Annotated in this window: 9 protein-coding genes and 1 pseudogene; 3 read left to right on the top strand and 7 right to left on the bottom strand. The window is 63.5% G+C overall.

The window, feature by feature from the left end:
- Nucleotide 1: 1 nt before the first annotated feature.
- Both bamE and HDG37_RS03320 read right to left on the bottom strand, forming a co-directional pair.
- The gene (gene bamE, locus HDG37_RS03315) at nt 2–553 is read right to left on the bottom strand and encodes an outer membrane protein assembly factor BamE (protein WP_184044235.1); all 552 of its coding nucleotides are present in this window, start codon (nt 551–553) and stop codon (nt 2–4) included.
- Nucleotides 554–1,099: 546 nt separating this feature from the next.
- Complete coding sequence (locus tag HDG37_RS03320) at nt 1,100–2,701, bottom strand: rhodanese-related sulfurtransferase (protein ID WP_184044237.1); 1,602 nt, start codon at nt 2,699–2,701, stop codon at nt 1,100–1,102.
- 325 nt (nt 2,702–3,026) lie between these two features.
- Here HDG37_RS03320 and HDG37_RS03325 point away from each other — a divergent pair, with 325 nt between their 5' ends.
- Entirely contained in the window at nt 3,027–4,022 is a 996-nt protein-coding gene (locus HDG37_RS03325; protein ID WP_184044239.1) for an LLM class flavin-dependent oxidoreductase, read from the top strand.
- A gap of 126 nt (nt 4,023–4,148) precedes the next feature.
- On the opposite strand, the gene HDG37_RS03330 is transcribed toward HDG37_RS03325, so the two are convergent.
- Nucleotides 4,149–4,940: an SDR family NAD(P)-dependent oxidoreductase gene (locus tag HDG37_RS03330; protein WP_184044508.1), complete on the bottom strand. Its 792-nt coding sequence runs from the start codon at nt 4,938–4,940 to the stop codon at nt 4,149–4,151.
- Nucleotides 4,941–5,490: 550 nt separating this feature from the next.
- On the opposite strand from HDG37_RS03330, the gene HDG37_RS03335 reads away from it, so the two are divergent.
- A complete protein-coding gene (locus HDG37_RS03335; RefSeq protein ID WP_184044241.1) occupies nt 5,491–5,691 on the top strand; it encodes a hypothetical protein in 201 nt (66 codons plus the stop codon).
- 51 nt (nt 5,692–5,742) lie between these two features.
- Here HDG37_RS03335 and HDG37_RS03340 read toward each other — a convergent pair whose 3' ends face one another.
- Nucleotides 5,743–6,660 (bottom strand): LysR family transcriptional regulator, encoded by a 918-nt coding sequence (locus HDG37_RS03340; protein WP_184044243.1) that lies wholly within the window; start codon nt 6,658–6,660, stop codon nt 5,743–5,745.
- A gap of 129 nt (nt 6,661–6,789) precedes the next feature.
- Here HDG37_RS03340 and HDG37_RS03345 point away from each other — a divergent pair, with 129 nt between their 5' ends.
- Nucleotides 6,790–7,722 (top strand): DMT family transporter, encoded by a 933-nt coding sequence (locus tag HDG37_RS03345; RefSeq protein WP_184044245.1) that lies wholly within the window; start codon nt 6,790–6,792, stop codon nt 7,720–7,722.
- A gap of 158 nt (nt 7,723–7,880) precedes the next feature.
- Here HDG37_RS03345 and HDG37_RS03350 read toward each other — a convergent pair.
- The 3 genes and pseudogenes from HDG37_RS03350 to HDG37_RS03360 all read right to left on the bottom strand — a co-directional run.
- Nucleotides 7,881–8,159: pseudogene (locus HDG37_RS03350) on the bottom strand (alpha/beta fold hydrolase); the annotation flags it as partial.
- A 521-nt stretch (nt 8,160–8,680) separates the two neighbouring features.
- Nucleotides 8,681–11,095, bottom strand: coding sequence for a filamentous hemagglutinin N-terminal domain-containing protein (locus tag HDG37_RS03355; protein WP_184044247.1), 2,415 nt, complete (start codon nt 11,093–11,095; stop codon nt 8,681–8,683).
- Between the two features lie 477 nt (nt 11,096–11,572).
- Entirely contained in the window at nt 11,573–12,685 is a 1,113-nt protein-coding gene (locus HDG37_RS03360) for an alpha/beta fold hydrolase (RefSeq protein ID WP_184044249.1), read from the bottom strand.
- Nucleotides 12,686–12,936: the final 251 nt, after the last annotated feature.

The following is a 12,936-nucleotide window of genomic DNA, read 5'->3' on the forward strand; positions in this document are numbered from 1 at the left end:
CCTATCGCCCGCGGATCACGTCCGAGCGTGACGTGGTGTACACCCTCTGGTTCCGGTCGAAGTGAACGTTGAAGATGCCTTCTTCGGTCACGCCGCCCTCGCGCCATTTCCAGCTCCACACGGTTTCCGGCTTCAGCGGAAACACCGCCACCTGTCCAGGCTTGCCCAGCAAGCGCCGCACCTCGTCCTCGGTCATGCCCGAGCGAACCTGCGCGAAGTTGTCCGCGGTCAGCACCTGCGTGATCGCCTGCAGCTTGCCGTCGCGATCGATGTCGACCATGTAGGTGTTCAGGCCTTGCGGGCCGCGCGGATATTCGAAGCGCTTCGAGCCGTCGGTGAAGCTGCGCGTGGTCTCGGGCTTGCCCATCTGCGCGAGGATTTGCGCTTCGGTCGTGACGCCCGGCGTCATGTTCTTGAGCAGCAACGCGTCCGGTTTGACGGCGTTGAAAAAGTCCTTGAGTTTTTGCACGGCTTGATCGCTCTGCTGTTGGTCGCAGCCGGTCAGCGCAAAGCACGCTATCAGTAGCGTGACGCCCAGCGGTTTGAGGCTCACTTCGGTTCCTGTCCGGATGTGTGGGATCTGTCGTCGCGGCGCCTGGCCGGTCTGTAGTGTGTACTACAAGGATAACCGCGCACGGAGAAAACCGCGAGCAACGCGGGCGCGACGGGTGCGGCGACGCACGCAACGTGTTGCGCGCAGCGCTAATGGATCGGCTGAGGTCGGTTGAGATGGGCACGCCAGAAGCAAAAAGGCGACGCTGTGTACAGCGTCGCCATGTCGGTCGACAGGATCAACCGGAAGTGACGGCGGCTCATTGGCCGCCTTGCGCGAAGCACCGCGGACGACGCGCAGCGGTCTGCTCCAGACGAAGCGATGAGCAACCTTGGCTACTCACCTTGCGCCATCGCCGAATGACAAACCGCTGCCTTTTATGGCCGCCCTGGTCCCTCGAAAAGTCTTCCAGATACCGCTAATCTAAACGCATCGGAGGCTTTCGACGAGAGCGCGTTTACACCGAATCGGCAGAAGATTCGCGCGGCGCAAGAGGGGTGCCGGATGGCCGGCCCCCGGATGGCCGGCCCCCGGATCGCCGGCCGATCAAATCACACGAAAGCCGTGCGTGCCGTCGCGCGCGAGTTGCGCGACGAGCCCATGCTCCCACTCCAGATACGCGCTCATCGCTTCACGCGCGTTCTCGGTGCCCTCATACGGCCGCTGATAACGATCGATTCGCGGCGACGCCATCCGCGTGCCGCCCGACTCCACGGGCAAGCCCGCGTCGATCCACGCGATCGTGCCGCCGCGCAGCACCTGCACCGGCCGCCCGGTCGCCGCGGCGAGCTCCGGCGCGACGAAGCGCGCGAGCACGTCGCTGCCGCACGTGAGCACATAGCGCTTCGCGTCGGGCAGCGTGCGCAGCGCGTCGGCGAGCTGACTGCGGATCACGAACCACGCGCCCGGAATATGCCGCCTCAGATAGTGCGTGCTGCTCGTGAAATCGAGCACGACGGTTCCCGTCGACTGCAGCAGCGCGGCGAGCTCGGCCGGCGCGATGTCGTCGACGTCGGGCGGCGTGACCGCGTTGCGCGCCAACGGCGCCATGCCCTTCTCGGCGAAATCGGCCGCCGTCAGGCCATCGACCACGTACACCTCTACGTTCATCTGCGCGAGCCACGATGCGGTCATGTTCGCGCGCACACCGTCGCTGTCCGCGAGGATCACGCGCGCGCCGCGCACCGTCACGAACAGGTCGGTTTCCTGCACGAGCTGGCCGCCCGGCGCGCTGCGAAAACCGGGCACATGGCCCGCCTCGTATTCCTCGGGTGTGCGCACGTCGAAGCGATAGACGGTACGCATCGCTTCGTCGGCCCAGCGGCGCGCTTCGTCGCGCGACGTGCGGCGCACGCGCGCCCGGTCGGCAAGCGCGCGCGCGCCGTCTGCCGCGGCGAGACGGGAAGCGTCGTCGACCGCGCCTTCGACACGCCGACCGCTGCCGTGCGCGAGCGGTTGACCGGCGAGCGTCCAGCCCATCGTGCCGTTGCGCAGCGCGGCCACCGGATTCGGCACGCCCGCGTTGATCAGCGACTGCGCGCCGATGATGCTGCGCGTGCGCCCCGCGCAATTGACGATGATGCGCGTGGCCGGATCCGGCGCGAGCTGCCGGGCGCGCAGCACCAGCTCCGCGCCCGGCACGCTGATGCTGCCGGGGATGTTCATGATCTGAAACTCGTCGAAGCGGCGCGCGTCGAGCACCACGACATCGGCCTCACGATCGAGCAGCGCCTGCACCTGCTGCGCGGACAGCGACGGCGTATGACGCACGCTTTCGACCAGTTCGCCGAACGCCTTGCTCGGCACGTTGACATCCTTGAACAACTCGCCGCCCGCTTCGCGCCAGCCTTGCAGGCCGCCTTCTAGCAAGGCGACGTTGGTATAGCCGAGTTCGGCGAAGCGCTCGGCCGCACGCCTCGCGAAGCCTTCGCCGGCATCGAACACGACGATCGGCACGGCCGGGCGAGGCAGCCGCAGCGGCGCGTCGAGTTCGAGCCGCGACAGCGGCAGATTGGCGGCGAACAACGGATGACTGCGCGCGTGCGGATCTTCCTCACGCACGTCGACGAGCGCGATCTCCTCGCGGTCGAGCAATGCGTGGGACACGTCTTGGAATGACCGGGTACGAAACTCTTTGACGACATTCATGGGATCGGGAACTCCTTCGCTACATTCCGGATGTCCGGCAACGGGTCGCGTCACCGCACCGATACTTAACCGTACACTCGAATTCCGATCGGCGCACGGTCACTCGCTGGATTGCTGATTCGGGCGCACTGCGAATGCCAAGCACCGCCGCGCGAACACGCTACGCACGCGCAATTTCCGCGCCATGGGTCGCGCCTTAGCGCGCTTCATCGGTCCTGCCGACCCTTCGGTCGACAGGGGCATCGCCGCGCCGCCAGCAGAAAAGGCGCCGCTTTGCCACAATGCCCCATCGCGCAAAAGCGCCGCCCATCGCAATCAACAGACAATGATCCCCTTCTCGGTTCTCGATCTTTCGCCGGTCACCGCGGGTGCCACGCCGGCTGACGCGTTCAGGAACACACTGTCACTCGCGCAGCACGCGGAAAAGCTGAACTACAAGCGTTACTGGCTCGCCGAGCATCACAACATGACCGGTATCGCGAGCGCGGCGACCTCGGTCGTGATCGGCTACGTGGCAGGCGGCACGAAGACGATTCGCGTCGGCTCCGGCGGCATCATGCTGCCGAACCATGCGCCGCTCGTGATCGCCGAGCAGTTCGGCACGCTCGCGTCGCTGTATCCGGGGCGGATCGATCTCGGCCTCGGCCGCGCGCCCGGCACCGATCAGACCACCGCTCGCGCGCTGCGCCGCGATCTCCAGGCGAGCGCCGAAACCTTCCCCGACGACGTCGTCGAATTGCAACGGTATTTCGCCGAGCCGGTCGCGGGCCAGCGCATTCGCGCGGTGCCGGGCGCGGGCCTGAACGTGCCGCTGTGGCTGCTCGGTTCGTCGCTGTACAGCGCGCAACTGGCCGCGGCGCTCGGGCTACCGTTCGCATTCGCGTCGCACTTCGCGCCCGATTACATGATGACCGCGCTGCAGGTGTATCGCACGCAGTTCCGGCCGTCCGCGACGCTGGCGAAGCCCTATGCGATGGTCGGCGTCAATCTGTTCGCCGCCGACACGAACGACGAAGCCGCACGGCTGTTCACGTCGCTGCAGCAGCAGTTCATCAATCTGCGGCGCGGCACGCCGGGACAATTGCAGCTGCCGGTCGAGCGGCTCGACGCGTCGGAGATGGAGTTGAACAACGTCGCGCGTGCGCTCGCCTGCACGGTGCTCGGCGATCGCGACGCAATCCGCGAAGGTCTGCAATCGATCATCGAGCAGACCGGCGCGAACGAGTTGATGCTGACCGCGCAGATTTACGATCACGCCGCGCGGCTGCGCTCGTTCGAGATCGGCGCCGAGGTTCGCGATGAAATGATGGCGACCAGATAAGCGGTTCGCGAACCGATCGGCCGACACGGCGACGCACGAAAAAAGGGCGGCTCATGGCAAGCCGCCCTTGTCTTTGCACTGAGTTGGGGCCGGTCGTGTGAGAAGCCGGCCCAATGCCCTCGGGGTCTAGAAGGCGCTTTTTATAACGCCCCCGTCGGCGCGCAACGCGGCTCCCGTCGTGGCCGACGAAAGCGGACTGGCGATATAGGCCACGAGCGACGCGATTTCCTGCGGCGAACCAAATCGCTTGATGAGCGAGGTGGGACGGACCTTCTCGAAGAACTCTGTTTCGAACGCTTCAAACGATTTGCCGTCGGCCTTGGCAAGGGTCTCCACGAATTCACCCACTCCCCGCGATTTCGTCGGCCCCGGCAGCACGCTATTGACTGTAATGCCCGTGCCGGCAACGGCTTCGGCGAGCCCCCGCGAGACCGCCAGCTGCGCGGTTTTCGTCATCCCGTAGTGGATCATTTCAGCGGGAATCTGCACCGCGCTTTCGCTCGAAATGAAAATGATGCGCCCCCAGTTGGCCTGCCTCATCGCAGGCAAAAACAGGCGAGCGAGGCGTACCCCACTCAAGACATTGACGTCGAAGAACCGCTGCCAGTCCGCATCGGGGATCTCTTCAAACGGCTTGGGCTCGAAGATGCCCAGGTTGTTGACCAGAATTTCCACGTCCGGATAGCGTCGCGCTAGCTCTTCTGCTGAAGCGGCGGTACTGAGATCGCCCGCAAATCCCTGCACGTCGCCGCCCGTCTGCGCTTTCAGCCGCGCGACCACGTCGTCCACAGATGACTGGGCGCGGCCGTTCACGATCACACGAGCGCCCTCCTGCGCCAACGTGCTGGCGATAGCGAGACCGATGCCGGCTGTGCTGCCGCTCACCAGTGCGAGCTTGCCTGTCAGGTTCAGGTCCATGGGTGGTTTCCTTTCAATGGATGAATTAAAAATGGCGATGTCGGGGCTTGAACGTCGGATGCCGCCAGGAGGTTCACGTACGTGTAATCGATGCGCCACCATCGACCAGTGAGGCGGTTCGGTCAAGAACGCCTGCGATTCGTTGCTGTCGTTCATGCCTGGACACATCTGCGTGTCCACGGCGCGCGGCAACACCGATTAAGTCAGGATCGGGCGTAGAGCCTCGCTTTCGAACAGGAAAAAGAGTAAATGATCTGACGGAGATGGCCAGGAGCAGCAAAGCGTATATGTGGGGCACGCACATGAGTGGCGGGCGGATAGCGAAGCAGGCAGACCTGAAGTACGTGCAGGAGAAGGAAAGCAAGGCCATGTCAGCGATTTTCCAACTTCGTTTGGCTAAGTGATGGTGGCGCCCATACTCGCATCATCGCGATTCACCGGGGGATGGGCGCTCCGCGCCCATCACGCCCGGATGGCATGACATGTGCATTGTGCTGCAAGCAGCCGGCCGCTTAAATGTTTCTACAACCCTCTTGTAAGGAGACACATCATGAACACGCTGACCATCGACGACATCCAGAACGCTGCAGAACTTGATCACCAGGAGATGACCAAAATCCAAGGTGGCCGGATGAAACTACCCGGCCAGCACATCGGCTCGATCCTCACGTCCGCTGATGGCGACCCTGTCGGCGTCTATGTCGACGGCGTGCTGCAAAACTCGGTCACCGACGGCTTCTACCACGGCTGACAGCAAAGGAGGCGCGCAGCCCTGCGCGCCTGATGCCGTCGGTGTGGCAGCCTACCCGTCGTGAAGCTGGCTCACCAGGTAATCGATGAGCGCACGTGCTCGAGACGGTAAAAAACGACTCGACGGATAAAGCAGCCAGACCGGTCCCATATATGTACGGGCCTCGAATTCCCAGTCGGTCAGCACCCGGACAATGTCGCCCCTGGAAATCGCCTGCGCGGCAGCAAAATCGGGCAAGCTCGCAATGCCCAGGCCATGCAGCGCAGCATCCAATCGCGCGCCCGCATCATTGGCGATGTATCGCCCCTTCACTTCGACCGACTGTGTCTCGGAGTCGCGGCGGAAATGCCATCGATTGTCGTCGACCGTCTCCCCTAGATACATGCATGCATGCCGAGCAAGGTCGTGCGGTTCGGCCGGGGTCCCCCGTTCCGCGAGATAGGCAGGTGACGCGCATAGAACCCATTTGACCGCGCCAAGTCGCCGGGCAGCCAGGCCTGGCGCAGGCGAACGCGTGAGTCGGATCACCATATCGACATCGTCACGCAGCGGATCGACTTCGTGGTCGGCGAAGACCAGATGGACATCCACGTCGGGCCACATGCGCAGAAATTCGGGAACAAGCGGATGGATGACAGATCTCGCAAATGAAATCGGCGCACTGATGCTGACCTTGCCTCGCGGATCACCCGTCACTTGTCCAGCGACGTCGACGGCGCCCGACGCTGCGCCGACCATATCCCGGCAATACCGGTAGATCTGCGCGCCTGAATCCGTCAAACGGATGCTACGGGTCGAGCGCTCAAGCAAGCGCGTGCCAAGCGAATCCTCAAGGCGCTTGATTTGCCGACTGACAGTCGACGGTGTACTGCCCAGTTGCCGCGCGGCAATGGAGAAGTTGCCGGCGTCGACAACCCTCGCAAACGTCGCCATGTCAGGTAGCAACGCAAAGAGTTCATTGGGATTCATCGCGACCCTCGCACGCGCACCAGTCATTTGTGCATCTCAAACATAAAAGATGTTCCACTGACCCGGATTATATTTGTCAATGCAATACCCGACAATTTGGGCCGTTCGAATGAAAACAGAAGGTCCGTCATGTCGAAGCAAAAGAGCGCGTTGTGGATATCCGACCTCATGCTGCTTGCGGTCGCGATGGTGTGGGGCACCAGTTATGGGGTCGTGAAAGGCGCGCTCGCGATCTATCCCGTGCTCGGTCTGCTGGCGTTGCGCTTCGGGCTGACGTTCCTCGTGTTGTCGCCGGCGTTGCGCTCGCTGCGACACGTCAAAGCGTCCGCCTTGCTGGGTGCGCTCGGCTCCAGTGCAATCCTGCTCGGCATCTTTTTGGCCGAGACTTTCGGGATAGCGCACACACGCGCGTCGAATGCGGCGTTCCTTATCAGTCTGTGTATCGCGCTTACGCCGCTGGTCGAATGGATGTTGCTACGACGAAAGCCGTCGAGTGGCGAATGGATCGCCGTGGGCCTGTCGCTGACGGGCGCCGCGTTTGTGAGCGGCGGCGTGATCATTCCGACCGCGGGCGACGCGCTGATTCTTCTTGCGGCGTTACTGCGTGCGCTGATGGTGTGTGTGACCAAGCGTGTGATGCGCGAATCGGAACTTGCTCCGCTGTCGGTGACGGCGGTCCAGGCAGGCGTCGTTGCATTGGGCAGTGTCCTGGCGGCGTTCGTGCTGCCGTCACAACATTGGGATGCGCTGCCGTCGCTCAGTGGGCACGGTGACTTCTGGGCGAGCATCGCTTACCTCGTGCTCGCCTGTACGTTGTTCGCTTTCTTCGCACAGAACTTTGCCGTCAAGCGCAGCAACCCAACGCGCGTCGCTTTGCTGATGGGAAGCGAGCCCGCATTCGGTGCGCTATTCGCATACGTATGGCTCGGTGAGCATCTTTCTGGCTGGGCATGGTTTGGCGGAGGTCTGATGGTACTTGCATCGGTGCTGGCGGCGGTTCCGTTTAAAAGGGACGCCAATGCGGCGCTTGAAATGCATCCCGCCACTGCGGTCGACGGTTAGGCTGTCTTCAGGTCGCAAGCAGTTCCTGGCCGACTAGAGCCTGTCCGCAAGCGTCCTCCGTGGAAATCCGCGAAGAGCCATAAAGTAGCTACCAGGACGTTCGTCTGGCGGTGAACGACGCAGGAGTACGGTAGCGAGACAGAAAGCCGTTTGAACGCTCAACGATTGGTCGGCACCGCCGCGAGTCCATCGAGCAGTGCCTGATGAAACGCTTCCGGGTCCTGCATCTGCGGCGCGTGACCGAGCCCCGCGAACTCGACCAGCGTCACATGGGGAATCGCCTTCGCGGCCGCGCGGCCCAATTCGGGGTAATGGCCGAGCTTCGCGCGCACCTCGAGCGGCGAGGCGTCCTTGCCGATCGCCGTCGTGTCCTGCTGGCCGATCAGCAGCAGCGTCGGCATGCTGAGCTGGCCGAGCTCATAAAAAACCGGTTGCGTACAACGGTCATCACAATAAACTTTTCGCCGATGCCTCCCAAATCCCTATCCCATTAGGCTTTGAGCGGAATACAGGTGTGCCAGAGGCAGCAAAATGGTTGTTCGCGGATCTCCGGGGAAAGGCGCTTCCCGACCCACAGCCGCCGCTCGACCGTCTGCCGCTTCGGCGGCAGCTTTTGGACCACTTCGGACGTTGACATCAACACATCGACCACCGAATTTCCGGCCTTCCGGGATGCTTTGCGTGACTCGGTTAAACATGTCACCTCGTCACCGAACCGAGACGGACAGTCTTTTTGCCAACGGTCGCGGAACGGTACGGCAGGTTTTCCTAGGTAACTCATTGAAGCTGCGCGGCCAACATATAACTCATAGCGCGTCGCTTGGCGTGCTGCGCGTCGCGGCGACCGCGGTGTTGGTTTGCCGCACGATCCGCCGTGCACGAGTCCGATGCGACCGAGCGCACCGGCTATGCGGTAGAAATGGCGGCGACTGTTGCCGCGGCGACTTCTGAGCAGCGCTCACTGGCCCAGTTGCCAACGCAGAATCGGGTGCGTCGCGCCCGCCGGTATGACCCACGTCCCGGTCTCACTGAAATCCCACGAGGCGTCAAAGCTGGCCGGATTGCTCATCTGTGCGGTCGTGAGCCCGTTGGACGCCGATAGCTGCGCGCCGTACCCGCTGCTCTTCGTTCGCGTTGTCGTCTCCTTGTCCCAGTAGACGTTGGACGCGAGCGGCACTCCAGCCGGTACGCCCTGGACGGCGACGATGCCGCCATAAGTGCCATAATCCGGGCCCTGGAACGTTGGTCCTCTGACTTCGCCCGACGCAAACGACTGCTCGATGAGACCGGTATTCGAGAGAGCCAGTCCCCCAGCGCTGAATGGGCCGTACACTCGCCCCGTTGCATACGACTGCGAAATCGTTCCGTCGTTAGCGCCGACCAGACCGCCACCGGAGCCATGATTGCCGCCGCTCACCGTCCCTGTCGCATAAGATTGCACGATGGTACCGCCGTTGCCACCGACGAGGCCGCCGAGCAGGCCGGCCGACCCGACGAACGCGCTGCTCCAAGAGCGCTCGATCAGGCCGACGTTGCGTCCCACCAGGCCGCCGAGCACCGCACCTTCGAACGCGCCGGAGCCGCGGCCGCCGGTAGTATAGGCGTAGGTAATCAAGCCCTGATTCTCGCCGGCCAGAATGCCGAGTGCGATTCCCTGTGGGAAATAGACAAACGTCCCGAGATCAGCATTCGTCATCCCGACATTGCGCACGACTCCCGTCGGACCGATCACACCGAACAATCCCACCGCCGGCACCAAACTACCTTGATCGTACTGTGAAAACCTGTTGATCACGTGGCCCATGCCGTCGAACTGACCGGAGAAGGGCGTAGTGGCATTGCCGAGCGAAGAGAAAGCGAATGACGTACCGGTTGCACTGGCGTCGAGATCCTTGCCGAGCGCGTAGTTACCCGCAAGGTCGAGCGAGACGTTCTGCAGATCCGCCACCGAATTGACCAGCCTGTAGCCGGTCACCTGGGTGATGAGACCGCTATACGGAGCCGCTGTCCATGCGCTGTTCGCCACGATCGTGCCGGGATTGTAGCTGCCGTTCATGTCGTAGAGCGCGCTGACGATACCCGTACTCTTCGACCAATCGATGGTGCCGCTGTTGGTGACGCTGCCGCCGTTGTCGATGCCTGATGCGTCGGCGCGCAAGGTCAGATTGCCTGCACCGCTGTTCGCGATCGTCGTGCCCGTCGCCACGGAGACGTTGTGGTACGCGGCAAGCGTGAGCGAAGCCGGACCGCTCCAGCGCAGGCTCGACGCGACGCCCAGGTCGCCCGTCGCGCCGTTCGCGCCTGTGGTCGCGATATCGATCGACGTGCCCGCGTTCAGGCTGCGCTGCAACGTATGCGTGGCGGAGTCGTCGATCGTGAAGTCGGGCGTCGACAGATTCCACTGCCCCGCGTGAACCGCTGCGTGCCTGCCGAAAGTGAATTGTGCCGCTTGCGTGTCGACCGTTCCGCCGCCGCCGTCCGCGTTGCTCGCGGAGATCTTGCCGAGTTGACTGACACGGCCGCCATCGGCGACCAGCCATACGTGGCCGTCGCGGCTGGCCGTGCCCGTCGCGCGGATGCGCGTGCCGCTGCCTGCGAGCGCATACACGTTGCCGTCGGCCGCCTGCAGACTGATCTGCGCGGCGGTTATCCGCCCCTTGTTGACGACCGTGCCCTGACTGCCCGTCTGCACGAACACCTGCCTGCTGCTGCCCGAATCCTGCAGCAGTACCTGCTCGCCCACGGCCAGTTCCGCCGTGCCGTTGGGCGCTGCGACGGTGCCTGCGTTGATGACGTCGTGTCGCGCAATCAGGAATACATCGCCGCCGCCCGAACTGATCTTGCCGAGATTGATCACGGCTGCGTTCGAGTTGCCTGACAGCGTGAGCGAGCCGCTGCCCTGTATGAACGCGTCGTTGCAGATGTCCAGCGTCGACGCGACGAAACGTCCGCCGGTGGTAATAACGCCCGATGGCCCGACGACGATGCCCTGCGGATTGATCACATAGACGCTGCCAGTCGCACCGAGCCTGCCGACGATGGCAGAGGGCGAACCGCCCGTCACCCGGTTCAGCGTCGCGCCCGAGCCGTTGTCGAACGTCACGCTGTTGTTCCTGCCGATCGAAAAGCTGTTCCAGTCGATCACGCCGCGCGTCGAACCTGGTTGTGTGATCACGAGGCCGTTCCCCTGGCTTGCTATCGCGCCCGTGCCGGCCACGTAACGGCCGCCCTGCGGAAGGCTGCCCGCCGCGAACGCCACGGGTGTCAGGGACATCCCAGTCAGCGAAATGCCAATGGCGAGCCAGATGCGTCGGTTTGACTGTTGACGACGGGTTGCGCATCGCGCGGACCGAGGTTGTTCTGGACGTGACATACAGCCCCCTTTCCGCATGCATGCGGAACGGCCACCAACGACCCGCATAGCCGACCGGAGACGCGTGAGTGGCGGCGTCTGAAGAATAGCCAGTTGGCGTCGCGCATGCGTGCCTATATCTCAGCGCTTCGCGCCTTCTTATCGGACTTTTGTGCCACCTCGTTTGGTCAGAACGCGGTAACCACAAGGGAAGCAAGGGAAGGTCCAAACCAAGGCTGTAGACATACCGAACCCGAACAAGGCGGACCAAGAAGACCAGTTGTGTTCCGGTGGCCAATGGCCGCTGGCGGCTGCAGAACCGACGTCTAAATGTCTGGTCAACAGCAGCGGCGAATGACAGTTCCTGGCCGACTACCGCCTATCCGCAGCCGGCCCTCTCCGCAACGCCGCGATGGACCGCAAAATAGCCCCAGGCAACTTCGCTTAACGGAGAGCGACGCAGGACTATGACTGCCGGACAGAAACCCAAGTGATCGATCAACGGTTTTCCGGCGCCGCTGTCAGCCCTTCCAACAGCGCCTTATGAAACGCCTGCGGGTCCTGCATCTGCGGCGCGTGACCGAGCCCCGCGAACTCGACCAGCGTCGCATGGGGAATCGCCTTCGCGGCCGCCCGGCCCAATTCGGGGTAATGGCCGAGCTTCGCGCGCACCTCGGGCGGCGCTGCGTCCTTGCCGATCGCCGTCGTGTCCTTCTGACCGATCAGCAGCAGCGTCGGCATGCTGAGCTGGCCGAGTTCATAAAAAACCGGCTGGGTGTAAATCATGTCGTAGAGCAGCGCGGAATTCCACGCGACGATCTGCTTGCCCGGCCCACGATACATGCCCGCGAGCATCTGCACCCACGGTTCGTAGTCCGCGCGCCATTGCCCCGCGTAATAGGTCGCCTGCTCGTAGCGGCGGATGCCGTCGGCGGTGGTCTTCAGCTCCCGCTGATACCACTGGTCGACCGACAGCGACGGCACGCCCTTCGCCTTCCAGTCCTCGAGTCCGATGGGGTTCACGAGCACCAGTTGCTGCGTTTCGCGCGGATACATCAGCGCATAGCGGACGGCCAGCATGCCGCCCGTCGAATGACCGACCACCGTCACCTCGCTGACGCCGAGCGAATCGAGCAGCGCATGCGTATTGCGCGCGAGTTGCTGGAAGCTGTACTGGTAATGCTCGGGCTTGCTCGATTTGCAAAAGCCGATCTGGTCCGGTGCGATCACGCGATAGCCGGCATCGCTCAGCCGGCGAATCGTCGCGTCCCACGTCGCCGAGCAGAAATTCTTGCCGTGCAGCAACACCACGGTGCGGCCGTTCGCATGCGCGGGCTTCACGTCCATGTAGGCCATCTGCAAAGGCACGCCCTGCGAGGTGAATTCGAAGCGTTCGACCGGCGCGGGGTAGCTGAAGCCCTGCAGCTCCGGACCGTAGGCCGGGCCGGAATCGTCGAGCGAAGACGCGGCCGCGGCGCTCGCGGCGCTCGGGCTCGCCTCGCTGAGCGGCGCGCCCGCCGGCGTGGCGGCCACCGCGACGGACGCCGCGCACAGCATCGCACAGGCGCAAACACTCGACAGGGCAAGCAGGAATGGGCGGTGAAGATTCATCGGGATGCTCTACAAAAAACGCAATAGGGATGCACGAGGCAGGGAGCGCAAGATTCTACGATGCGCCGCCGAACTCCGCCGCCAGTCGCGCACTGCGGACACGGCACACGGCCGCGGCGAGATGGCATGCATATTGCGCGTTCTGGGCTCAAGCATCGTCCGGACACGACCTTGTGGCCAATGTGTTGCGCCGCACCGAAAAACGCGCCGTAACAGGCGATCGTTTGACGATGGTCCGCCGCGCGGCCCCC

It is taken from the genome of Paraburkholderia sp. MM5384-R2 (assembly GCF_014201025.1).
Lineage (GTDB): Bacteria > Pseudomonadota > Gammaproteobacteria > Burkholderiales > Burkholderiaceae > Paraburkholderia > Paraburkholderia tuberum.